The following is a 24,350-nucleotide window of genomic DNA, read 5'->3' on the forward strand; positions in this document are numbered from 1 at the left end:
TGCATTTAAAAGCACATTCTTCTGCTTTAACTCTATGGCGAGGGCCGCCCCCAGCAATGGCGGCCCCGTGGATTATCGGCTTAAACGCTGTGTCTCACCTACCCTGCGCGCCTGCTGGTTTCGATCAATCACATACTGGCGAATCTGCTCGATGTCTTGCTCAGACAACTCAGACGCAAAACTGATCATCCCACGCTCCGACAAAACACCATCGTACACCACCGACTTAAACGCCTGCCGACTCAAAGGCATGGCAGAATAGCGCAGATCTGGCAGCACACCACCGCCCACCGCTCCCGCGCCGTGGCAGTGCACGCAGTAACGATCGTAAGTAGCAAAACCCCGTGCAACCTTGCTTGGATCGGTGGTGATGTGGCTGGTATCGGGCAGGGTACGCGCCTGGGTGGTTGGCGCAGGCAGGGTAGAGGTGCCGCCCAATTTATAGGTGAGTAACCGGGAGCGATTGATCGGCTCGCCATCGGCGGAATCCCGGGTGAGGGGGCCGGTCATATTGGGGAAGACGCCGCCCCAACCGGCACTGACGGTAATGTACTGCTCGCCATCCACCATAAAGGTCACCGGCGGTGCCACAATGCCGGTTTGGGTGGGCTGCTGCCACAGCTGTTCGCCGGTGCTGGCATTATAGGCGGCCAAAAAGCCGGTGGCGGTGCCCTGGAACACCAAACCGCCCGCCGTGCTTAAAATGCCGCCGTTCCACACTCCAGGGTATTGCACCCGCCACACTTCTTTTTGCGCCACCGGGTCCCAGGCCAGCAGCATACCATAGGTGGCGTCCTGCACTTGTTTTAGGGCCTCGGGTTCGTCGGGGAAGGCGGCAATGGTGGTATCCACCCCCATATTCACCGTGAGTTTGGAGGGTTTTTGGTCAGGCTCGGCCAAATAGGGGTAGGCGCTAATGTGTGCAGGGATATACACCAAGCCGGTTTGCTGGCTGTAGGACATGGGGTGCCAGTTGTGGCCACCCATCCAAGATGGCGTGATCAGAGCAGGCGTGTCGGTTAGCCAATATTTGGCGGCATCGGCAATTTGCGGGCGGCCGGTGGCCATATCTACATGGCTGGCCCAGTTCACCGGCACATAAGGCTCGGCGGACAACAGCTCGCCGCTGGCGCGATCCAACAGGTAGAAAAAACCATTTTTGGGCGCCTGCATAACCACCTTACGCGGCTTGCTGGCCAATTCCAGCTCGGCCAATATCAAATGCTGGGTGGCGGTGTAATCCCAACCCTCTCCGGGCGTGGTTTGGTAGTGCCAGCGGTATTCGCCGGTATCGGCGTCCACCGCCACAATAGAGGATAAAAACCAGTTATCGCCCTTGCCGTTGCTGCGCAGCATAGGGTTCCAAGGGGAGCCATTACCCACACCAAAATACAGCAGGTTAAGCTCGGCATCAAAGGCCATGGAATCCCACACGGTGCCACCTCCGCCCAGCTTCCACCACTCACCATCCCAGGTGGCGGTTTGCGACTCCACCGGCTCAGTGCCGGTTGGGTCTCCTGGGCCGCCGGGCACGGTGTAAAAGCGCCACACCAGCTCACCGGTGCTAGTATCGTAGGCCGATATATAGCCCCTTACACCGTATTCCGCGCCGCCATTGCCGATAAATACTTTGCCGTTAGCCACCCTTGGCGCACCGGTGATGCTGTATTGCTTGCTGAGGTCAAAGGTTTGGGTCACCCACAGTTCTTTGCCGGTGTTGGCATCCAACGCGATCAGCCGGCCATCAATGGCGCCCATGTATAACCGACCATCGCCAAACGCTAACCCGCGATTAATAGCATCGCAGCAGGCCCGGCCGGCATTGGTTTTATCCACTTTGGCGTCGTACTCCCACATCACCTCACCGGTGGCAGCGTTTAGGGCGTGTACGTGGTTCCAAGCGGAAGAGGAGTAGAGCACGCCATCAATAATCAGCGGCGTGGCCTCCTGGGCGCGCTGCTCGGGTAGATCGTAATACCAGGCCAAGCTCAATTGGTTGATATTTTCTGCACCGATTTGGGTCAACGGGCTATAGCGCTGCTCGCTATTGGTTAGCCCGTGCTGGGCCCAATCGACCGTCTTAGACTGCTCTGCCACGGCCGACCTTTTACTTTCATTATCATCTATTTTTCGCTCCTCACCGCAACCCGCAAGGACTGCACCAAAGACCATAAAACACCCGACTTTGTAGCCTAAACTCATAACTTTACTGACTTTTCTCGCCGTTTTTAGTGGAAAACCAACCGCCATCTGACACATCACACCTTACCATTCTAGAAATTAAATCTGGGTATATAGCCAACCATATTAATTGATTTATCAATTAATAAATCGTAGTCTGGTCTGGTTGTTGCAATACTCCAGCCAGTCTTCAACGCTGCAAATTATTCAACTCTAGGGGTATTAACATGGAAGCGAGCCACACCGAAGTACGCACACCTACCGCCCGATGGCGCAACAAAAACTTGATTTGTACAGTATCGGTCCCCGTATTGCTGGCCTGCTCTTCGGCCTGGTCACAGCCCGGGGAACGCAGCGGTGTATCCGCCATGATGGAAGAAGTGACGATTACCGCCCGTAAAGTGGAAGAAGGGCTGCAGGATGCGCCAATTTCGGTGACGGCTTTTACCGGTGATGGCCTAGAGGCTCGCGGCATGGAAAACATCGAGGATGTGGGTGCCGTAACGCCTAACCTCAGCTACCAAAACAATGCTGGCGCCGGAGGCTCCTCCTCGGTGGCTACTGTGTACATTCGTGGCGTTGGCCAGCGTGATTTTCTGGGCACCATCGATAACGGCGTGGGTTTTTATATCGACGAGGTGTACATCGCTCGCACCGTCGGCGCCACGGTGGATTTGGTGGACGTAGACCGAATTGAAGTACTGCGCGGCCCACAGGGTACTCTGTTTGGCCGTAATAACGTGGGCGGTGCCATGGCCATTTACAGCAAACGCCCCACCGACGATTTTGAAGGTTACGCCGACGCCAGTTTTGGCACCGACAATATGCAGCGCTTTAAGCTTATGGTCAGCGGCCCCATCACCGATGATTTAAAGGGCAATTTCTCGGTGGTTGATGCCTCTCAAGAGGGTTATGTTGATCGCCCCGATGGCACCGATACCGGTGACGACAACCAAACCGCTGCCCGCGGTGGTTTATTGTGGGATGGCTCTGATGCGTTTGAAGTACATCTAACCGCTGACTACAGTACCGAAGAAGAAAACGGCCCAGCCTTTTTGTTGGTAGAATCCGGCGCTAGCTTGGCATCTGGTTTTGGTGCTTTTTATAACAACGCCGTGCCCGGTGCTTGCCCATACCCTGCCGGCTTAACCGCCAGCGATCCCGCCTGCTTTAATGATCAGTGGACCTCGGACGATGCCAACTACGGCACCTGGGATAATTATTCCAACACCGACACCTGGGGCACCACCCTGCGCGCTAAGTGGTTTATCAACGACAACCTAACCCTAAAATCCATCACCGCCTATCGCGACCTGGATTCCGAATTTACCCGCGATGCCGATAGCTCGCCACTATTGGTCACTCACTTCTACGACACCTTTGAAACAGAGCAATATTCCCAGGAATTTCAATTGCAGGGCTCTGCATTGGGTGGCGACTTAGATTGGATAGCGGGCCTGTATTATTTTAAGGAAGAGGGTAACAACACCAACATTTTGGATTTTGCCATCGCCAATTTTTACAGCAGTAACGATTTCACAACCGAAAGTGAAGCGATCTACGCACAGGGCACCTGGCACGCCAGTGACAAACTGGATTTTACTTTGGGCCTACGTTACACCCAGGAAGATAAATCCTTTGATCCATACCAGTATGTGATTTCCAGCAATATTGGCTACAACTCCGGGGATTTAGTGGTACCACCCGGCGTTTACACAACCGATGCATCGGAGGTAACGCCGATGGTCAACGCCTCTTACCATATCACCGACGAGCTTATGGCCTACGCCACCTACTCCGAAGGTTTTCGCTCCGGCGGCTTTGCCCAGCGTATTTTCCCACCGCTAGGCTATGTGCCTTCGTTTGATCCCGAATATGTAGACAGCTACGAAATCGGTTTGAAATACGACAGCGCTTCCCAACCCTTGGTCATTAACTTTGCCGCCTTCACTATGGATTACACCGATATCCAAGTGGCTTCGCAAAGCGAAGGCTACGTAGGATTGTTTGAAGACAACATCGGCAACGCTGAGATCACTGGCTTTGAACTGGAAATGAAGTGGGCCATGACCGACTCATTATTTATGGAATTGGGCACCGGCTACACCGATGCCGAATACACCCGTATTGATATCCAAGCACCGCTGGTGGCTGCCATTACCACCGACAGCGAGTTCGACCACGTACCCGAGTGGACTGCGAATCTCAGCCTGGCCCAGGATTTCAGTTTTGAAAACGGCAGTTTACTCACCGCTCGCTTAAGCGGCAGCTACCACACAGCTTTTTATAACAACGTAGCCAACACCGAAAGCATTAAAACCCCCGAGGTCGACATCTGGGATTTAACCCTGGGCTGGAGCTCGCCATCGGACGCCTACACCCTTGACCTAGGTGTGAAAAATCTTACCGACGAGCAATACATACTCTCTGGTTACGCCAGCAGCTCCATTGGTTTGGAGTCGGTAGTGCTGGATCGCGGCCGCCAATGGTTCGCCTCGGCTCGTTACAGCTTTTAAAAAACGGACAGCGACATGCAAAACTTCCCTTTAATGATTAATGGCGAGCCGGTGGAAACACCCCAGCACAGCGAAGTAATCAACCCCGCAACGGGGTTGCCCTTCGCAAGCTGTAGCCAAGCCGATGTTCATGTCGCCCAACAAGCCATTGGTGCAGCGGCGCAGGCGTTTGACAGCTGGAGCAAACTGTCCCACTCCCAACGGCAAGAGTACTGCCATCAAATCGGCGCGGTGATTGAAGCCAATATGCCGGAGCTGATGCAGCTTATCTGCCAAGAAACCGGTAAACCCATGGGCGGATTAAATGGTGTGGGCGCCGGCATGGAAGTGGGCGGCTCTGCCTTTTGGGCGCACTTTACCGCGGACCTAGAACTGCCGGTGGAAGTGCTGCAAGACGACGACAGCGGCCGGGTGGAATTGCACCGTAAACCCCTGGGTGTGGTGGCCAGCATTACGCCCTGGAATTGGCCGCTGTTGATTGCCACCTGGCATGTTATTCCGGCGCTATTGGCCGGCAATACCGTGGTGATTAAACCCTCGCCCTACACGCCCATTACCACGCTACGTATGGTAGAGCTGGCCAACAGTGTGCTGCCACCCGGCGTGCTGAATGCCATTACCGGCGACGGCGAAGTGGGCAACCTGCTCACCAGCCACCCGCAAATTGCCAAGGTGATTTTCACCGGCTCTACGCCCACGGGCCGCAAGATTATGGCCAGCGCCAGCGCTTCGCTAAAACGCTTAACTCTGGAGCTGGGCGGCAACGACGCCGGCATTGTGTTGCCCGGCACTAATCTGGATTCAGCACTGCCAGCTATTTTTGGTTGTTGCTTCCACAACAACGGCCAAACCTGTGCGGCACTGAAACGCCTTTACGTGCACCGCTCGCAATACCAGGCCGCGTGTGACGGCATGGCGGCCAAGGCGCGCACTATAAAGGTTGGCAACGGCTTAGAAGAGGGCACCGAATTGGGCCCGGTACAAAATGCCGCCCAGCTGGCCATCGTGGAATCCTTGGTGGCCGCTGCTAAAGAAGAGGGCGGCAAGGTGTTGTGCGGCGGTGAGCGCTTGCCCGGCGACGGTTATTTTTATGCGCCCACCGTGGTGGCAGGCCTCAGCAACGGCTCCCGCTTAGTGGACGAAGAGCCCTTCGGCCCGGTGCTGCCGATCGTTGCCTACGACAGCCTGGAAGAAGTCATCGAACTGGCCAACGACAACGACGCTGGTTTAGGCGGCTCAGTTTGGGCAGACGACCTCGACGACGCCCACGCTCTGGCCGGCAAGCTTGCCTGCGGCACGGTGTGGATCAACGACCACGGCGCGGTGCAGCCCAACATGCCTTTTGGTGGTGTAAAGCAATCCGGCCTGGGCGTGGAGTTCGGCTTAGAAGGCCTGAAAGAAATGACCAGCTGCCAATCGATTTGCATTAAGCCCTTAGCCCCAAAGCCCAGTTAGTCAGGGTTTTGGGTAGGCAATAAAGCGCGGCAATTAACCCGCTGTGGGCGGCATATTGTCGAATAATTTTTCAAGTATTTCGTTCAACAAGTGAAGCTGGCCATCGGATAGGTCATCGTAAATGTTATCGAACAAAGGCCGGGTGGTTTCGCTGATACTTTGCACCGTCTCCAAGCCCTTAGGGGTGATGCTAACAATAGTCACCCGGGCATCGTCCTCTTGCTGGGCGATATCCACCATTGCTTGATCGCGCAACTTATACACAGTGCGCGTGGTGGTGGGCAAACGGCTGGCGGCGTGGTGTGCAATGTCAGAAATACTCTGCGGGCCCAACTCTTTAAGCACCGCCAGTGTGCGCCAGGAGGTAATCGTAATGCCCAATTTTTTGAGCTGCAGCTCCATGTTATGGGTATAGCGATTGGCCACTCGGGTAATCCAGTAAAACGGAAAATTACTTGAACGAAATGGCTTAGCGGACGGGCGGTATTTTTCGAGGTCTTGGGTTTTATCTCGGGCCATTAATTGCAATCTCAGGGTTATGTCGTCGTAGTTTTTGGGCAAGGCCAATATCAACCGGATTGGCGGCGCTGTCCAGCAGGAATTTCCAACCGCGTCATCGCCGCTTGCTGCAGGCACTCTAATACTTGATTTTTCAAGTTTTGATGAATGTTATATGCTGCACCCAAAAACGAATTGAACCAAGACGACTGGGGCAAAAAAATTTGAACAGCAACCAGATGAATGCAACCAACATGCACACACAAGAGCCTAACAAACCGTTGAGTTCTGCCAATTGGACACAGCGCTTTCGCTTAGGCGATGGCAGCATCACCGTAGGTGTTAAAGACTGCATCGCTGTGGCCGGCTACGCCACCGCTTGTGGCAGTGAAGCCTGCGATGCCACCCCGGCGGCCGAGCACGCCGAGGTGGTGGCTCGCCTGTTGACCGGCGACTATACCCTCACCGGCAAAACCAACCTGCACGAGCTGGCCTTCGGCATGACCGGCGTTAACACCCACACCGGCACACCGATTAACCCGCGTTATCCGTTGTTGATTACCGGAGGCTCTTCCAGCGGCTCCGCCGCCGCGGTGGCCGCCGGCGAGGTGGACATTGCCCTTGGCACAGATACCGGAGGCTCGGTTCGTTTGCCGGCAGCCTGCTGCGGGATTTATGGGTTTAAACCCACCTACGGCCGAGTCAGCCGCCAGGGCCTAAAACCTGAACACTCCAGTCTCGATTGCGTGGGTTTATTCGCGCGCAGCCTGCCGCTGCTAAGCCATGCCCAGGCCACCTTGGATCCAGATTTTGGCCAAACGCCGTTCGCTGCTCAGCCCGCTCTAGAAGATCTGCGTATTGGCGTGTATCTGGACGGCAGCGTCGACTGGATGGCCCAACAAATACAAAGCACCCTGGCAGGCTTCAACCTCAATACTCAGCCGGCGAGCCTGCCCAGCTTTGATGCGGCCTACCAAGCCGGCATGACCTTAATCAGCCAAGAGACTGCGCAGGCCAATGCGGCCATCATCCACCACCCAAGACTTGGGGCCGACGTGCAGGCAAGGCTCATGGCCGGCAGCCAAATCACAAGCCAGCAGGCAGCTCAGGCCGAGGCCGTGCGCCGCCAATTTAAAGGCGAGCTGGCCGAGCTGTTTGAGCGTGTGGATGTATTAATTACCCCAGCCCTGGTGGACGTACCGCTCACTCGACAAGCCGCCATGGCCGGGCAACAAGATCTCAACCTCAGCCGATTTTTGCGGCCCTTCAATCTCAGTGGCAACCCTGCCCTGGTAATCCCTATTCACTACGCCGGCCCCCAGCCGGTGGCACTGCAACTGGTAGCTAACCACCACCGCGATGCCTGGCTCTGCGCCCTGGGGCAACACCTAATAACCACCTACAGCAGCATTCTGGGAGCAAACCATGTCCTTGCCTAAATTGGATAAAAGCCTCTGGGGCGGTACCGAGCTGGATCGCCTGTTACTGGATATTCGCGAACGCCGAGAGGAGTTTGAACAACAGCGCTTTATCAGCCACGACATCATCGAACGCTACAAAAATGTTGGCATCTACCGCGCATTTGTACCCACACAATTTGGCGGCGATGAACGAACCCCCGTGCAGTTTCTGCAATTAATCGAAACCATCGCCAGTGCCGATGGCTCCGCCGGTTGGGTGGCCAGCTTTGGTATGAACCCGGCGTATTTATCCGCCCTACCGCACGAGACCATCGCCAAAGTATGGGCCAACGGGCCGGATGTGGTATTTGCCGGTGGCATTTTTCCGCCTAAGCCTGCGGTGCGTAAAGACGGTGGCTTTTTGGTAAATGGCCGCTGGCAATTTGGCAGCGGCTGCATGGGAGCATCACTGATTGGCGTTGGCATTCAACCAGAAGTGGAGGGCGCTTTGCCGCGTATGGCGGTGCTGCCGCGCGATAAAGTCACCATCGACCAAAACAGTTGGAACGTACACGGCATGACCGCCACCGGCAGTTTTGATTTGGTGGTGGAAGATGTAGTGGTGCCGGAGGAGTGGACCTTTGTGCGCGGCGCGCCAGCCAATTTGGAGGGCCATTTTTTTAACTACCCATCGCTATCCTTGGCCGCCCAGGTATTGTCCGTCACCAGCGCCGGCGTTGCCCGCGAGGCGTTAGATTTGGTCTACGCCATGGGCGGCAAACGCGCTTCGGTTACCGGGGCGCCGGATATTGGCGATCGGCAATACGTGCAAACCGCGGTGGCCAAGGCCGAAGCACGGCTGCAATCGGCGCGTGCCTTTTTCTACGATGCCACCGAAGCCGCCTGGGACAGCATTTTAAGCCACGGCGAAGTACCCCCCCTGCAAACCAGTATGTTGCGCTTATCCACCAGCCACCTCACCCACGAGTGTGCCGAGGTTACCCGCGCAGCTTACAAACTGGCCGGCATGACCAGCGCCTACTACAGCCACCCGTTGTCGCGTTGCTTCCGCGATGCCCACCTGGCCACTCAACACGCCTTCATGGGCGAGATTACCTTTCAAAACGCAGGCGCCATGCTGTTTGGCAAACAACCGCTGCCCGGCTACCTGTAATTGTTTATTTATTGGAGATTAATTTTATGTCTGCACCACTTCGCGTTTTATTTTGCATTGGCATTAATCAAAATTTTATGGATGGCACCGCCGGCGAAATGAAAGATGTTTGGCAAGCCTTTAGCACCATGATGAAAAGCATCGATGAACTGCCCGGCGTAACCATTCTCGGCATTATGGATGACGATCGTATTCAGGTAGGGCCATCACCCACCGCGCCCTGGACTTGCTACATTATGGCCGACTGCCCCAACTACGACAGCGTGGTGGATGCCTGTAATTTTTTCCGCACCATCCCCGTGGGCGATGGCGAATTTAAATTGTGGAAATACGCCCGGGTTGAAGCGCGTATTGGCCGCGAACTGGTTGTGCCGGAGTAAATCGTGACACATGATATTGCCGCGTTAACCGCCCGCGTCAGTGCGTTGGAAAACGAGCGCTTGGTAAGTGCTTGCATGCACCGTTACATGCGTTTGTGCGATGACCTAAACGTAGACACCGACCTGCAACCGCTGCTGGAGTTATTTACCAGCGACGCGGTGTGGGAAGGCGAGGGCGACTATTACCGCAAAAAACTCGGCCGGCACATTGGTGTGGCCGCCATCGGTGACATGTTTGCCCGCTACACACGGCCGCCGGCGCATTTTCGTTTTAATTTGCACGTGCTCGGTAACGAGGTGATTCATGTTGCGGACAATACCGCCCAAGGCCAATGGGTGCTGGTACAACCCTCGGATTTCACCAGTGGCCTATCCCATTTAAACGCCGCCCAAATTAACGCCGATTTTAAATTCCACAACGGTCATTGGCGCATCAGCCATTTTCGTACCCGTAATTTATTCAGCCGCGCCATGAGCACCCCCTGGCAACAGGGCGAGTCGGTGCCGGTACCGCCGGCGACCACCGCCAAGGAGTCTACCCATGAGTAATGTTATCGCTCGCTGCGCGAGCACCATCCGCGATCTAGTACAAGAGGATCGCGTGCACAAATCCCTTTACAGCGACCCAGAATTGTTCGAGCAAGAACTGGATAAAGTCTTTAACAACACTTGGGTGTGGGTCGCCCACGAGTCCGAGGTGCCGGACAAAGGCAGCTACAAAACCGCCATGATTGGCCGCCACCCGGTGATCGTCTCCCGTGATCGCAAAAACCAAATTCACGTTTTGCAAAACCGCTGTCGCCATCGCGGCGCCACGGTGTGCGAAGGTAAACACGGTAAAACCAAGGCCTTTACCTGCCCCTACCACGGTTGGGGCTACGCCCTAGACGGCGAACTGCGCGCCCTGCCAAAGCCCGAAGAATACGAAGGCATTTTAGACAAAGCCGAACACGGCTTAGAGAAATTGCGCCACGAAAGTTACCAAGGCATGATCTTCGCCACCTTTCGCGATGACATCGAACCATTAGAAGACTTTTTGGGCGGCGCCAAAAAGTGGATCGATTTATTTATGAAGCAGGGCGGTGGTTATCCCGTCAAAGCATTGGGCGACCATCGTTTTCGCTTCCCAGGCAACTGGAAAATCCAATTGGAAAACACCACCGATGCCTACCATTTCCCAATCGTACATAAATCGTTTATTTCCTCCGTGGACGAAGCCACCCAGGACGTGTTCGACTTTTTAGACGGCGACGGCTACGTGGAAGATTTGGGCAATGGCCACAGCGTCATGGTAATGATCCCGGATTTGGTAGACCTAGAAGCCAACTTAGATGAACCCATCCCCAAGCGCTTTTCCGAGCTTGCCCAAACCCTAGCCGACGAAGGTCACAGCGACGAAGAAGTACGCAAGCTGGTGCGCGCCGCAGGCGGCAGTGGTTTTAATCTAAACCTGTTCCCCAATGTGGCCTGCTCCATGGCGTTTTTCCGCGTGCTTACGCCAATTAGCGTAAACAGCACCGAAATCCACCACGTGGCCATTGGCGGCGACGGCGCCCCGGCGGCATTTAACAAAATGCGCCTGCGGCTGCATGAGCATTTCCAAGGCCCCATGGGATTTGGCACGCCGGATGACGGCGAAGCCTGGGAGCGAGTACAGCGCGGCGCCAATGCCGGCAAGGATGGCTGGATACTGGTCAACCGTGGCATGAGCAAGCTGTCGCAATCCGACGATGGCAACGTCAAGGGCGCGGTCTGTTCCGAAACCGGCATGCGGTCGGCCTATAAGCAATATTTAAAATGCATGATCGCAGAGGAGAACAACCATGCTTGATACACAACTCACCGCTGCGGTTACCGCGTTTTTATCACTGGAAGCCGACCTCCTGGATTTTAAAGACTACGATGCTTGGTTGGATCTTTGGCAGGAATCGGGTTTGTACATTGTTCCGGTAGACCACAACGCCCAGGATTTTTCCGCCGTGCTCAACGTCGCCTACGACGACGCTGAAATGCGCCGTCTAAGAGTCCAGCGTTTATCCAGCGGCGAGGCGATATCCACCGCTCTAGCCAAGCCTACGGTACGCACCTTATCCAGAGTGCGAGTGCTGGCCAGCGGCTCTGAAGAAGTCCACGTACGGGCGGCCTGCTGTTTGTATGAAGACAACAAAAACGGCGTGCGCTCCTACCCCATTAATTTGGAATACAAGCTGGTTCCCACCGAGGGCAGCTTTAAAATCCAAGAAAAAATCGCCCGGGTGATGCAATCGGATCAGCACCTAACCACCATCAGCTATTTATTTTAAGGATGCCACCATGCCCCAAACAGCGGTAATTACCGGCGCGGCCAAAGGCATTGGCCAGGTGCTGGCGAAGGCGTTTTTACAGGCCGATTTCAATGTGCTGATGACCGACGCCGATGACCAAGCCTTAGCCGGCGCGCGAGACGAGCTAGCACACTACAACCGGGTGCAAACCCAGGTATTGGATGTGCGCAACAAAAACGATTTTGAGCAAGCATTGAATGTGGCCCAAGAGCACTTTGGCGCGGCGCAAGTGTTAATTAATAACGCCGCCATAACCCCAACCACTCCGGTATTGGAAATAACACCCGAGGAATTCAGCCAGGTGTTGGATATTAATTTGCGCGGCTGCTTTTTAGGTTGCCAAGTGTTCGGTGCTTATTTTGCTCAACAAAACCAAGGCCGTATTATTAATATGGCGTCACTGGCTGGGCAAATGGGCGGCACAGCCTCCGGTGCCCACTACGCCTCATCTAAGGCCGGCATTATTACCCTCACCAAAATCTTTGCTCGTCAATTCGCAGGCCAAGGCGTTACGGTCAATGCCGTGGCGCCCGGCCCGGTGCTGGTGGACTCCATTACTGAAAAAGTACCGCCGGAGAAACTGGCCGAAATTATTGACACGATGATTCCGGTAAAACAAATGAGCGACCCGCGATTAATCGCCGATATGGCGTTACTGTTGGCCAGTGACCAAGCGGCCACCGTTACCGGAGCTACCTGGGATGCCAACGGCGGAATATTTATGCGCTAGGCGCAATGGTGAAAGCATGACAAATCCAGATTTACTCGAAAAGAGCCTACAAGTAACCATCGACCACCGGCAGGACATCGACGGCCGCATCGCCATCCTCGATTTAATGCCCACGGCCGACGACTCTCTACCTGCGTTTAGCGCCGGTGCACACATTGATGTACACATTAATGACAATTTAATTCGCCAGTATTCGCTGTGTACTACGCCGGAGCAATTTGCCGGCTACCGATTGGCGGTGATGGAAGAGCCCAGCTCCCGTGGCGGCTCGCGCACCATATTCCAGCAATTTGCTGTGGGGCAAACCATTACCATTAGCCCGCCGCGCAATCATTTTGAGCTGCAACTGCCGGCGCAAAAGGTGTTGCTGCTGGCCGCCGGCATTGGTATTACGCCGTTGTACGCCATGGCTCAAACCCTCAAAGCCCAAGGCCAAGATTTTGAACTGCACTACTGCTTAAAAGAGCCCGGCACCGGCGCTTTTGAAGACGAGATAAAATCGCAGTTTAGTGAGCAATCGCATTTTCATTACAGCCGCGTGGCGGAGTCCGGCCGCCTGGATTTACCTGACTTGCTAAAAAGCCAAAGCCTGCAAACGCATATTTATTTGTGTGGCCCGGCGGGCTTTTTGGACTGGGCTTGTGACTGCGCCAAAGCCGCGGGATTGCCCGCAGACCAAGTCCACTTTGAATATTTTAACGCCGAGGTAGAACTCACCGGTAACGCCTTTGAGATTTATTGCAGCGAGAGTGATGTCAGCGTACAAGTTGGCCCCACGGACACCATTGCCCAGGCATTAAAAGCGGCAGGCGTTAAGGTGGATGTCTCCTGCGAAGAAGGCGTGTGCGGCACCTGTATTATGGATGTATTAGAAGGCGAACCCGAGCATCGCGATCACTTTTTAAGTGACGAAGAAAAAGCCGACAACGATCAAATTGCCGTGTGTTGCTCAAGGGCCAAATCCGCCAAATTAATTTTGGATTGTTAACCCACGGCGTTCAAAGGAGCCTGCCATGCCCATTATTCGCATCGAAATGCTGCAAGGCCGCAGCGACGAACAAAAAGAAGCGTTGATCAAGGAAGTCACCGACGCGGTTGTAAAATCCATTGCCGCACCACCGGAAAATATTACCGTTTCCATTGCCGAATTTTCCAAAACAAACTGGGGCCTGGGTGGCGTTACCGCCAAAAAGTTAGGCCGCTAACCCAATTAACAAACAAGGACCGTGTTGGTATGAACCAAGCACCCTTCGACCCGCGTGATTTTCGTCGCACCCTGGGGCAATTTCCCACCGGCGTTACCATTGTAACCACCCTCACCGCAGATGGCCAAGCCATTGGCTGTACCGCCAGCAGTTTTAACTCGGTATCGGTAGACCCGCCACTGGTGCTGTGGAGTATCGATAAAAGCTCCTTTAGCTGCCCCATATTTACCGAGGCAAAACACTTTGCGGTCAACGTGTTGTCCCGCGACCAAATGGATTTATCCAATAAATTTGCCGGCCGTGGTGAGGATAAATTTGCCGGAGTGGATTATCGCCGAGGGTTGGGTGATGCACCTTTGTTTGACCATTGTTCGGCACAGTTTGAGTGCCAAACCTGGCAGGTGTACGAAGGTGGCGACCACTTTATTATCGTTGGCGAAGTATTATCCTACATCCGCAACGAAGCCAAGCTGCCGTTGGTTTTTACCCAAGGTGGCTACGCCGTTGCCATGCAGCACCCGGCCGGTACCCATCGAGAGATTCAGGCCCATCGCAGCGATTTTTTATCCAATTATTTTTTGTATCTTCTGCGCAGCGCCTACACCTGCTATTCATCCAAGCTTTACCCGCTGTTATCCGAGCATTATCAAGTATCGCCGGAGGAATGGCGTACGCTCACCGTAATGGCACAAACTCCAAATATCAACTTGCAACAATTGGCCAACGATACCGCCCAACCCTTGGCGCAGAGCGAAGAAACCGTGAATTGGATGCTATCCAAAGGCTGGGTCACCTTTTGCTGCGCGGATAGCCAAGTCACCATCACCGACAGCGGACGCGCCCTGTGCGAGCAATTACTGAACCTGGCGCAAGAGCATGAAAAGGAAATCCTCAATCATGTGGGCATCGACCACGCCGAACAGTTAAAAAGCGATTTAAAAACCATTTGTGATGCCCTGGCATAGAGCCACCCATTTGAGGAACGCAAGATGAGCACAATGGCCAATACACACACTCAAGCCCAAATCCAAGCCCGAAGCGCAATGAGTAACGCCTTGGACCAACAACCCATGTCGTTTACCCAGTGGGCGATTTTTGTGGTGGCCTTGCTGCTAAATATGATTGATGGCTTTGATGTCGCAGCCTTGTCGTTTGCCGCCCATGGCTTGGGTGAGGAATTCAATTTAGCCGCCGGTAGCCTGGGGCAATTATTCAGTGTCGCCTTGGCCGGCATGATGATTGGCGCCATGTTTTTAGCGCCCCTGGCCGACAGCATTGGCCGCAAACCATTACTGGTTGCCTGCGTGCTGGCCATTGGTATTACCATGCTGGGCATGGCCCAGGCGCAAAGCCTGTGGCAAATGTTAACTTTGCGTTTTATTACCGGGCTGGGTGTGGGCGGCATGTTAGCCGGGCTGACTGCGTTAACCTCGGAATACACCCCGGCCAAATATCGCAGCCTAGCCATTGTGAGTATGACTGCGGGCTACCCGTTGGGCGTAAGCATCGGTGGCTTGCTGGCGGCACCCATGATCCCCGAGTACGGCTGGCGTGTTGTGTTTTACCTCGGTGGCGGTGCCACATTATTGATGGCGGCGGTTTTATTTGCCCTGGTGCCAGAGTCTCTGCAATTTTTATCCGGCCTAACCACCGCCAAAGCCCGGCGGGCACAACAAATCATATTGCTGCGCTTAGGCCTTCCGCAATTACCAGCGGAGTTAGAGCAACCGCAACCGGTTTGCCAACAAACACCCACACGCTTTGCCAGCATTCGGGCGCTATTTAGCCCAAGCTTGCGCGGGCAAACCTTGCAGTTGTGGCTCACCTTCTTTTTATGTTTTGTGAGCCTGTATTTTTTACTCAGCTGGATTCCCAAATTATTGGTCAACGCTGGCCTCAGCCAATCTTCTGGCGTGCTAGCTTCCACCGCCTTTACCGGCGGCGGCACCTTGGGCATTTTTGTGTTGGGTTGGTTGGCCACCTATTTTTCCCTGGCCCGCATCATCTGCGCTTTTTTATTGCTGGCAGCCGTGGGATTGGCACTGTTCGCCTGGCTGAACGGTTTACCTTATTTATTTGTATCCCTGGCCATTATTGGTTTTTTCCACGCCGGTGGTTTTACCGGTTTATACGCCGTGGCCGCAAAAATATACCCTGCACACGCTCGGGTTACCGGTATTGGTTGGGCGTTGGGGCTGGGCCGGTTTGGTGCGGTGGTGGGGCCTTACGTAGGCGGGTTATTAATTGCCGCCAATTTTAATTGGCAGCAAATATTTTTGGTGTTTGCCCTGCCCATTGCGGCCAGCGGTGTGTTGGCACTGGGTTTAAAGGCGCGCTAATCGGTTTTTTGTGAATCGGTTTCCCGCGTGTGGTAATAGGCCAATTCCGAAATGCGATGGTAGTTACCGGCGTTGCGCTGAAACTCAGTGTAAGACGCCAACACTTTGGCAAACAGCGGGTCTTTGGCGGCGGTTTCTGCGTAGTATTGGTCGGCTTTTTGTTTTAAAACGTTCAGCACTTCCGCGGGCAGTTCTAGTAATTCTACACCGTAGTTTTCCACCAATTCTTTTAACGCGGCATTGTTGGCGTTGGTATATTCGTCCAACATCATTTGGTTGGTTGCCTGGGCCGCCACTGCCACCACTGCTTTTAAATCCTCGGGCAGTGCATTGTAGGCATCTTGGTTTACGATGATTTCTAGCATGGCGCCAGGCTCGTGCCAGCCGGGGTAGTAGTAATATTTTGCTACCTGATGAAAGCCCATGGCCAAGTCGTTATAGGGCCCAACCCATTCAGTGGCATCAATGACGCCGGTTTGAAGCGAGGTGTACAACTCACCGCCGGGGATATTCACGGCAACACCACCGGCCCGGCTCCACACTTCGCCGCCCATGCCGGGGATGCGCATTTTTAAGCCTTTAATATCGGCGATGGTATTAATGCGTTTGTTGTACCAACCCGCCATCTGCACGCCGGTGTTACCGCCCGCAAAAGGCACTACATTAAATGGCGCGTAGGCCTCACGCCACAATTCCAAACCGCCACCGGCGTTGATCCAGCCATTGGTTTCTTGGGCGTTCATGCCAAAGGGAATGGCGGTAAAAAACGGTGAGGCGGGGATTTTGCCTTTCCAGTAATAGGCCGCACCGTGGCCGGCCTCAACACTGCCGGTGGACACGGCATCAAACACCCCCAGGGCCGGCACCAGCTCGCCGGCGCCGTGCACTTTAATTTGCAGTCGACCATTACTGGATTCATTCACCATGCGGGCAAAGTTTTCCGGCGCGGTGCCCAAACCGGGGAAATTCTTGGGCCAGGTGGTGACCATTTTCCAGCGGTACACCTGTTGTTGATCAGCCGTAGTTACCAGGGCGTTACTGGCGGTAACCGGGGAGCGCATTACCTGCCAAACATATAGGCCAAATAACAGCATTACCAGGGCCACCAAACCCACCACAACCGCAGGCAACAAACGCTGGTTATTAGACATGCCTCTTTCCTTAGTTTTATTTTTGTTCGGTAGCAAACGGCACCGTTAACACGCTACCGCTCCGGTCGACCAATATAGCCGACCAATGCAACCGGCCAATGTCCCGTTAAATGTATTCCACCCACCTGAGCCACCTGCCCTGTTTAAGGATGCCTTCTAACACCCTCTAACCACTTAGGCCGGCTGCAACTTGGCGTACTGCATTACCAGCCACTTATTGCCCACGTCATCGAAGTTGATTTGAATTCGGCTGTTGGGCCCACTGCCTTCGCAATGCAATATTACGCCTTCACCAAACATGGGGTGTACTACCCGTTGGCCCAGGGCGAAGCCACTGGCAGATGGGTCGTCACTTAGGCGAGGTTGCCGACGGCTGCCGTAGGCCGGGCGCTCGTTAAAGCTGGCCGGGCGCGATACGCTGGATTTAATGCGCACTTCCTGCAGGCAGTCGGCGGGGATTTCTTTTACAAAGCGCGATACAGTATTAAAGCTTTCTTTACCATGTATGCGGCGGGTTTCGGCGTAAGTAAGCACCAACTTCACCATGGCCCGGGTGATACCCACGTAGGCCAAGCGGCGCTCTTCCTCTAGCCGGGTTGGGTCTTCCACGCTCATCTTATGGGGGAACAGGTTCTCTTCCACACCGGCCACAAACACCAGTGGAAATTCCAAGCCCTTGGCCGAGTGCAGGGTCATTAGTTGTACGGCGTCTTCGAACTCATCGGCTTGTTCGTCGCCGGCATCCAGGGCGGCCTGGGCCAAGAATTCGTTGAGCGGATCCTGCTCTGGGTCTTCGGCGCTGAACAGACCACAGGCGCTGACCAATTCATCCAAGTTCTCTTTACGGGCCTGGCCTTTTTCGCCCTTTTCTTTGCCGTGGAATTCGTAGAGGCCGGAGCTGTGAATCACCCGCTCGGCCAGCTCACCCAAAGGTTCTTCCAAATACTGAGACAAGCCATCGATGAGTTCGCGGAACGCCAACAGCGCATTGCCGGCACGGTTACTGAGTGCCTTATTGGCCAACATTTGGCCACCGGCAGCCCACAGAGAGCAGCCCTGCTCGCGGGCAAAAAGCCGAATATCGTCGATGGTTTTGCCGCCAATGCCCCGGGTGGGGGTATTGATAATGCGCTCCAGGGCGGCGTCGTCTTCGCGGTTGACCATTAATCGCAGGTAGGCCAACACGTTTTTAATTTCTAGCCGGTCGTAGAAGCGCTGGCCACCGTATATGCGGTAGGGCACGGATTCGCGCAATAGTGCTTCTTCCAACACCCGAGATTGGGCGTTGGAGCGGTATAAGATCGCAATACTGTCGCGACGGTTACCGGCGGCCGTCCAGCTTTCAATTTGGTCGACGATAAAGCGGGCTTCGTCCTGCTCGTTAAAACCGGCGTAGAGGCTGATTTTTTCACCGTCTTCGCCGTCGGTGCGCAGGGTTTTACCCAGCCGGCCAAAGTTTTGGCTGATGACACCGTTGGCAGCGCGCAAAATAGTGCCGGTGGATCGGTAGTTTTGCTCCAAGCGCACCACCTGGGTTCCGGGGAAATCCTGGTCGAACTGCTGGATATTTTCGATTTTGGCGCCACGCCAGCCGTAGATGGACTGGTCGTCATCGCCCACCGCCGTTAACCAGCACTGCTGCCCGGCCAGCACTCGCAGCCAGGCGTATTGAATGGTGTTGGTGTCTTGGAATTCGTCCACCAAAATAAAGGGGAAGCGATCCTGGTAGTGCTTAAGCAGCTCCGGGTGGTTGAGCCACAGTTCGTGGGCGCGCAATAAAAGCTCGCCAAAATCCACTAGGCTGGCCCGGTTGCAGGCGCTTTCGTATTCGCGGTACACCGCCAGCATGGTGCGCTCGTACAAGTCGGCGCTTTCTACCACGTGCTTGGCCCGGCGGCCTTCGTCTTTGTGGCCGTTGATGTAACTCACCGCCGAACGCGCTGGCCAGCGCTTTTCGTCGATATTAAGCTCGTTGTACACCCGCTTTACCAGCCGCAATTGGTCGTCGCTGTCGAGAATTTGAAAGTTCTGCACCAGGCCGGCATCGCGCCAGTGGGCTTGCAGTAAGCGGTGGGCCAACCCGTGGAAGGTGCCCACCCACATGCCGCGCGGGTTCACCCCCATGAGTTCTTCGATGCGGCCACGCATTTCCCGGGCGGCCTTGTTGGTAAAGGTCACCGCCATAATGGAGTAGGGCGACACCCCCTCCACCTGGATCAGCCAGGCAATGCGGTGCACCAGCACGCGGGTTTTGCCCGAGCCAGCACCGGCCAGAATCAATTGATGCCCGGCGGGGGCGCTTACGGCCTCGCGCTGAGCAGGGTTGAGCTTATCGAGTAATATAGAAACGTCCATGGCGCGGCATTGTATCAGAGGCTAGAGGTTTTATGGTTTGATTGGGTTAACGCCACCCAATAATTACTGTAAAAACAACCAGTATACCCCAAGCCAATGGCCATGTATTGCTGCAGGCTCGCCGCTTAGCTAATCGGCGGTTTAAATCGTAGACGCATCAATCACGTAACGGTAGCGCGCCGTTTTGGCAACCACCTCCGCCCAGGCTTGGTTGATCTCCTCGGCATTGATGATTTGAATTTGCGGCAGCACCTTGTGCTCGGCGCAGTAATTCACAACATCTTGGGTCTCTTGCATATCGCCAATCAACGATGCGTTAAAGTTGACTCGGCTAAAGGCCAAGCCCAATGCGTTAACGGTGACCTCGGATTGCTCCGGCATTCCCACCTGGGTAAACACGCCAAATGGCTTCACTTGGCTGGCGTAGCCCGCCACATCAAAACCGTAGGGGATGGTGCTGATCATGCAGTCTAGCTTGCCGGCGTATTGGCTAAACGACTCCTCGCCGTCAACCACCACCACGTCTTTAGCACCAAAGCCTTTAATGTCGTCGACCTTTTCTGGGCTGGTGGTAAACGCAATCACATCCGCGCCTTTGGATGCCGCCAGCTTCACCGCCAAGTGGCCCAGGCCACCAATGCCTGCCACACCCACGCTGACCCCGGGTTTGAGATCGAACTTTAACAGCGGCGAATAGGTGGTCACACCGGCACACAACAGCGGTGCGGCATCTTGAAAGCGAATAGTCTCAGGGATATGCACCGCGTAATGATCGCGCACCACAATATTGGTGGCATAGCCGCCCTGGGAAATGCCCGTGGGGGACGAATCCTGAGGGTAGCCGTAGGTAAATACGGTATCTGGATGGTACTGCTCGCCGTGGTCGCAATCACTGCAGCCGTCCACCATGCAACCCACGCCGGCGCGGTCACCCACCTTAAATTTGGTTACCTTGCTACCCACCGCGGCCACTAGGCCAACAATCTCATGGCCGGGCACCTGAGGGTATTGCTGCGGCCCCCAATGGCCCTTCATTTGGTGAATATCGGAATGGCAGATGCTGGCGAATTTAATATCGATTAACACATCGTGCTCGCCCACCGGGCGACGTTCAAACTCCCAAGCGCTGAGCTCGCCGCTGTTATCAAAAGCGGCATAACCCTTGGATTTAACGTTTGAATTGTTGGTGTTCATGGTTGTTACCTCGTTGGAATTTAATACAGAAGTGGCAGCACTCAAGCCCGGGGCGAGGCTGCCTAATAGTGCCGAAGCACCACCGGCCAGGGCCGTGTGCTTCAGCCAATAACGACGGCCGGCGTTAACCGCGGTGGTCGTCGGGTGATCGGATTTAGGTCGGCCCATTGCAACTCCAAAAGCCTGAGCTAATGGCATCGCTCGGCAAGCTCGCCGAGCAGAATCCTGGGTGTGAATTAAAGAAAGATCGCGGAATGGAGCCTCGCCCAGCGCTGGGGCGAGGTAGATCTAATCGGCTTGGTGTTTCGTCAGCGCTTGCTCTATGCGAGCACCGGTGCTGCGAGTAACCCGGGCAGTAAGCAAGGTGGCTAGGTCGGTGAGTTGTTGGTCCGTTACGCCGGCATTTTTTGCCATGCGGATGTGGGCTTGCAGTTGCGAATCCGTGCCGCTGAGGCTGGCCAAAATCGCCACGGTTAATAGTTCGCGGTCTTTAACATCCAAAACACCTCGGGCAAACACATCGCCAAACAGATGCTTTTGCAAAAAGGTGTTGGCCCCCGGCGCAAAGTCAAACAATGGGCCAGCCACCTTTGCGCCGGACAATTCGGTTTGCACTTTTTCGCCCTGGGCTTGGCTGGCATCGGGTTTAGGCAATGCCTCTGGCTCGGGGCCGATAGTGGTCTTTTTACCGGCGTGCTCGCGGCTTTCCACCACCCCCATCAACGCGGCCAGTGCATTCAGAGATTTAGGAAAGCCCGCGTAGGGGTACAGGTGAATAAAGGCTTCTTTTAGCTCGTTGACACTAACGCCTTGGTCTAATGCGGACTCTAAACTGACCTGCAAACTGCCCATGGCACTGCTCGCGGCAAAGGCGATAGCCACGGCCATCTGTTGTTGACGCGGACTGAGCGCGGTGAGTTTGAGGGGTTGCTCTAGGGATTTAAGGGCTGCTTGATATTGCTCGTCGGTGACCTTGTCCTTCCACACCACGTTTTCGCCATCTTTACTGCCCGTCACCACAAAATGTGTCATGGCGGAATGTTCCGTGGCGCCGTGCCAGTGGTCTACCCCTTGTGGGCACCACACCGCTTCACCTTCGTGAAACTCCACAACTTGGCCATCTCGTGTGGCGGTAATGGCTGCGCCCTTGGTCACCACCATATGCTGGCCGGCGGGGTGCTCGTGCCACGCTGTGCGGGCACCGGGCTGGAAAGTCACATAGGCACCGGAGTAGGGCACAGAGTCACCGGGGAACGCCACTTGCACATCCACTTGGCCGGTGAAGGTTTTATCGGGGCCGGAAAAACTCGGCAAACTGCCGACTGGGTAGACCTCTTGCTGGGCGCTTGCCGCCTCCGCGCTGAGCCCGGCAATGGCCACCAGCGCCGCCGCGGTTAGGCGAGATTCGTTAGACATTAGTACCTCCTTCCATCCATCAAACAGATTGGTTATTTCTGTTGATTATTGGAGCACGAATCCGCCCACCGGGTATTACACAATCGTTTTAATTTATTGCCTATTTATACGCAACTAAAAAGACGCAACTAAAAGACACCCATGTTAAAACGGATATAAAGCAGAGTATTATTGCCCGTTTGTACAATTTTGTTGTAAAGCTTACAACAGCCTGCTGTAGGCACTAAGCCTCCCATTCACTCGCAGCAAAACCCAATCTCTCCCCAGGGCCTAGCCCAAAGAGAGGCTCTATTCCGCCGGATGGCAGTTAAATTCGCCTTTATATTCGGTAGACTTTGTAGTAAAACTACAAGATTCCCTAAGAAGCTCGTAAAAAAGCGACAAACTTGTAGTCAAATTTTACTAAAGATAATGACCGTGACTTCAGAGGACATCATTCAGCGCATCAAGCAGGCTCGCAGCGAGATGCGCAAATCGGAATGCAAGGTGGCGGACTACGTGTTGGCCGACCCGCAGGCCGTTATCCACATGCGCATTGTCGACCTGGCCAACGATGCCCAGGTCAGCGAGCCCACCGTGGTGCGTTTTTGCCGTGCATTGGGTACGCGTGGGTTTCAAGATTTTAAGCTCAGTCTGGCCCAACAGCTCACCAAGCCGGCCACCAATTTTGGCCGCGTGGCGGTGCACGCCGACGACAGCGTCGCCGCCATCAGCCGCAAACTGTTTGATGCCACCGTAGATACGCTACTGGAAGTTCGCGATCAGCTGGACGAAACCAAGCTGGAGGCCGCCATCAACGCCGTGGCCCAGGCCAAGCGGGTGGAGTTCTTTGGCTTTGGTGCCTCCGGCGCCGTGGCCATGGACGCACAGCACAAGTTTTTCCGCCTGCGCGTGGCTACCTCGGCCTGCTCCGACCACCACGTTCAGCATATGTCTGCCATGAGCATGAGCGAGGGCGACGTGGTGTTGGCCATTTCTCAAAGCGGCCGCACCAAAGCACTGATCAAATCCATGCACCTGGCCAAAAATCGTGGTGCAACGGTGATTGCCATCACCCCCAGCGGCTCGCCGGTGGCCCAGGAAGCCAATATTCACATTGCCGTGGATGTGGATGAAGACTTAGAAGTGCACACGCCGCTGACCTCACGCATCGCACATTTAACGGTGATCGACATCCTGGCCCTGGGCGTGGCCCAGCACAAAGGTGAAGACCTACAAGAGCATCTCTACCTGCTAAAACGCAGCTTGTCCGACCTAAAGCTTTAGCGCCGCCAGTAGAAACTCGCGGTTGCCATCGCCGCCGGTGATGGGGCTTGGCCGGTAGTCTTTCACCCGTAACCCCAGGCCCTCTACACAGGCTTCTATACTCTGGCGTACCTGCTCAAACAGCGCCTCATCGCGCACCAAACCGCCCTTGCCTACGCCCTCTTTGCCCACCTCAAACTGAGGTTTTACCAAGCTCAGCAGCCAACCACCCGGGCGCATTAAGGCCGGCAAATTGGGCAGGATTAGGGTTTGCGAAATAAACGAGACATCCATAACAATCACATCAAAGCCCTGGGGGGCGTGCTGGGCCAGGTCGATGCCAGACAGATCCCGGGCATTAACGCCTTCCAAACAGACCACCCGAGGATCTTGCCGCAGCTTGGGCGCCAGCTGATCCCGACCGACTTCCAAGCCCACCACCTTGGCCGCACCCTGCTGCAACAAAAAATCAGTGAATCCCCCCGTAGATTGACCCACGTCTAACGCGGTAACATTGCTGCAACTTACGCTGTTAGCGCTGGCGATTTCGGCCAGCTTGAATGCCCCGCGCGACACGTAAGGATTTAATGCGCCATCGGCCACCTGCACCCGAGCCGTTGCCAGTAAGGCAACCGAAGGTTTGGCCACCGTCTGCCATTGGCCTGCCACTTGCTGTGTTACAGCGCCGGCTTTGATTAACCGCGCCGCCTCCGCCCGAGACGACGCCAGACCGTGATTTACGAGCCATTGATCGGCCCGACTTTTAAGCTCTGTCATAGAATTTAAA

Annotated in this window: 21 protein-coding genes; 14 read left to right on the forward strand and 7 right to left on the reverse strand. The window is 55.0% G+C overall.

Translation table 11 applies throughout. From position 1 onward, the window contains the following. Positions 1–72: 72 nt before the first annotated feature. The gene (locus ACGHM3_RS23830; protein WP_345424821.1) at positions 73–2,202 is read right to left on the reverse strand and encodes a PQQ-dependent dehydrogenase, methanol/ethanol family; all 2,130 of its coding nucleotides are present in this window, start codon (positions 2,200–2,202) and stop codon (positions 73–75) included. A gap of 206 nt (positions 2,203–2,408) precedes the next feature. Between ACGHM3_RS23830 and ACGHM3_RS23835 the strand changes: the two genes are divergently transcribed. Continuing rightward, complete coding sequence (locus ACGHM3_RS23835) at positions 2,409–4,697, forward strand: TonB-dependent receptor (protein ID WP_345424824.1); 2,289 nt, start codon at positions 2,409–2,411, stop codon at positions 4,695–4,697. Positions 4,698–4,712: 15 nt separating this feature from the next. Beyond that, on the forward strand, positions 4,713–6,152 hold the full coding sequence (locus tag ACGHM3_RS23840; protein WP_345424827.1) for an aldehyde dehydrogenase family protein: 1,440 nt from the start codon (positions 4,713–4,715) through the stop codon (positions 6,150–6,152). Between the two features lie 33 nt (positions 6,153–6,185). Here ACGHM3_RS23840 and ACGHM3_RS23845 read toward each other — a convergent pair whose 3' ends face one another. Next, positions 6,186–6,788, reverse strand: coding sequence for a MarR family transcriptional regulator (locus ACGHM3_RS23845; RefSeq protein WP_345424830.1), 603 nt, complete (start codon positions 6,786–6,788; stop codon positions 6,186–6,188). Positions 6,789–6,889: 101 nt separating this feature from the next. On the opposite strand from ACGHM3_RS23845, the gene ACGHM3_RS23850 reads away from it, so the two are divergent. From ACGHM3_RS23850 to ACGHM3_RS23900, 11 genes are read left to right on the forward strand one after another with little or no spacing between them, the layout of a single operon-like run. Beyond that, positions 6,890–8,089, forward strand: a complete 1,200-nt coding sequence (locus ACGHM3_RS23850) for an amidase (RefSeq protein ID WP_345424833.1) — start codon at positions 6,890–6,892, stop codon at positions 8,087–8,089. Continuing rightward, a complete protein-coding gene (locus ACGHM3_RS23855; RefSeq protein ID WP_345424838.1) occupies positions 8,076–9,224 on the forward strand; it encodes an acyl-CoA dehydrogenase family protein in 1,149 nt (382 codons plus the stop codon). Before ACGHM3_RS23850 ends, ACGHM3_RS23855 begins: the two co-directional genes overlap by 14 nt. Positions 9,225–9,250: 26 nt before the next feature. Next, entirely contained in the window at positions 9,251–9,604 is a 354-nt protein-coding gene (locus tag ACGHM3_RS23860) for an IacB protein (RefSeq protein WP_345424841.1), read from the forward strand. 3 nt (positions 9,605–9,607) lie between these two features. Beyond that, complete coding sequence (locus ACGHM3_RS23865) at positions 9,608–10,153, forward strand: nuclear transport factor 2 family protein (RefSeq protein WP_345424844.1); 546 nt, start codon at positions 9,608–9,610, stop codon at positions 10,151–10,153. Further along, positions 10,146–11,435, forward strand: a complete 1,290-nt coding sequence (locus ACGHM3_RS23870; protein ID WP_345424847.1) for an aromatic ring-hydroxylating dioxygenase subunit alpha — start codon at positions 10,146–10,148, stop codon at positions 11,433–11,435. Before ACGHM3_RS23865 ends, ACGHM3_RS23870 begins: the two co-directional genes overlap by 8 nt. Next, entirely contained in the window at positions 11,428–11,907 is a 480-nt protein-coding gene (locus ACGHM3_RS23875) for an aromatic-ring-hydroxylating dioxygenase subunit beta (RefSeq protein ID WP_345424850.1), read from the forward strand. The genes ACGHM3_RS23870 and ACGHM3_RS23875 overlap by 8 nt, the downstream gene beginning before the upstream one ends. A 10-nt stretch (positions 11,908–11,917) precedes the next feature. Beyond that, the gene (locus tag ACGHM3_RS23880) at positions 11,918–12,658 is read left to right on the forward strand and encodes an SDR family NAD(P)-dependent oxidoreductase (protein WP_345424853.1); all 741 of its coding nucleotides are present in this window, start codon (positions 11,918–11,920) and stop codon (positions 12,656–12,658) included. A gap of 16 nt (positions 12,659–12,674) precedes the next feature. Continuing rightward, on the forward strand, positions 12,675–13,646 hold the full coding sequence (locus tag ACGHM3_RS23885; RefSeq protein WP_345424856.1) for a PDR/VanB family oxidoreductase: 972 nt from the start codon (positions 12,675–12,677) through the stop codon (positions 13,644–13,646). Positions 13,647–13,671: 25 nt separating this feature from the next. After that, complete coding sequence (locus ACGHM3_RS23890; RefSeq protein WP_345424859.1) at positions 13,672–13,863, forward strand: 2-hydroxymuconate tautomerase; 192 nt, start codon at positions 13,672–13,674, stop codon at positions 13,861–13,863. 29 nt (positions 13,864–13,892) lie between these two features. Next, positions 13,893–14,828, forward strand: coding sequence for a flavin reductase (locus ACGHM3_RS23895; RefSeq protein ID WP_345424862.1), 936 nt, complete (start codon positions 13,893–13,895; stop codon positions 14,826–14,828). A 24-nt stretch (positions 14,829–14,852) separates the two neighbouring features. Beyond that, complete coding sequence (locus ACGHM3_RS23900) at positions 14,853–16,202, forward strand: MFS transporter (RefSeq protein ID WP_345424865.1); 1,350 nt, start codon at positions 14,853–14,855, stop codon at positions 16,200–16,202. Here the strand turns inward: ACGHM3_RS23900 and ACGHM3_RS23905 are convergent. The 4 genes from ACGHM3_RS23905 to ACGHM3_RS23920 all read right to left on the reverse strand — a co-directional run bounded on the left by ACGHM3_RS23905 (position 16,199) and on the right by ACGHM3_RS23920 (position 22,318). Further along, entirely contained in the window at positions 16,199–17,353 is a 1,155-nt protein-coding gene (locus ACGHM3_RS23905) for a TRAP transporter substrate-binding protein (protein ID WP_345424868.1), read from the reverse strand. The two genes, ACGHM3_RS23900 and ACGHM3_RS23905, sit on opposite strands and share 4 nt — an antisense overlap. A gap of 174 nt (positions 17,354–17,527) precedes the next feature. Next, on the reverse strand, positions 17,528–19,708 hold the full coding sequence (uvrD, locus tag ACGHM3_RS23910; protein ID WP_345424871.1) for a DNA helicase II: 2,181 nt from the start codon (positions 19,706–19,708) through the stop codon (positions 17,528–17,530). Positions 19,709–19,849: 141 nt separating this feature from the next. Beyond that, positions 19,850–21,070, reverse strand: a complete 1,221-nt coding sequence (locus ACGHM3_RS23915) for an NAD(P)-dependent alcohol dehydrogenase (RefSeq protein WP_345424874.1) — start codon at positions 21,068–21,070, stop codon at positions 19,850–19,852. A gap of 120 nt (positions 21,071–21,190) precedes the next feature. Next, positions 21,191–22,318: a carboxymuconolactone decarboxylase family protein gene (locus ACGHM3_RS23920; RefSeq protein WP_345424877.1), complete on the reverse strand. Its 1,128-nt coding sequence runs from the start codon at positions 22,316–22,318 to the stop codon at positions 21,191–21,193. Between the two features lie 417 nt (positions 22,319–22,735). On the opposite strand from ACGHM3_RS23920, the gene hexR reads away from it, so the two are divergent. Beyond that, positions 22,736–23,584 (forward strand): transcriptional regulator HexR, encoded by an 849-nt coding sequence (hexR, locus tag ACGHM3_RS23925; RefSeq protein WP_345424880.1) that lies wholly within the window; start codon positions 22,736–22,738, stop codon positions 23,582–23,584. Here hexR and ACGHM3_RS23930 read toward each other — a convergent pair. Continuing rightward, the gene (locus ACGHM3_RS23930; protein WP_345424883.1) at positions 23,573–24,340 is read right to left on the reverse strand and encodes a TlyA family RNA methyltransferase; all 768 of its coding nucleotides are present in this window, start codon (positions 24,338–24,340) and stop codon (positions 23,573–23,575) included. The genes hexR and ACGHM3_RS23930 overlap by 12 nt on opposite strands. Positions 24,341–24,350: the final 10 nt, after the last annotated feature.

The sequence above is a fragment of the Halioxenophilus aromaticivorans genome (assembly GCF_042850945.1).
Taxonomy (GTDB): Bacteria; Pseudomonadota; Gammaproteobacteria; order Pseudomonadales; family Cellvibrionaceae; genus Halioxenophilus; species Halioxenophilus aromaticivorans.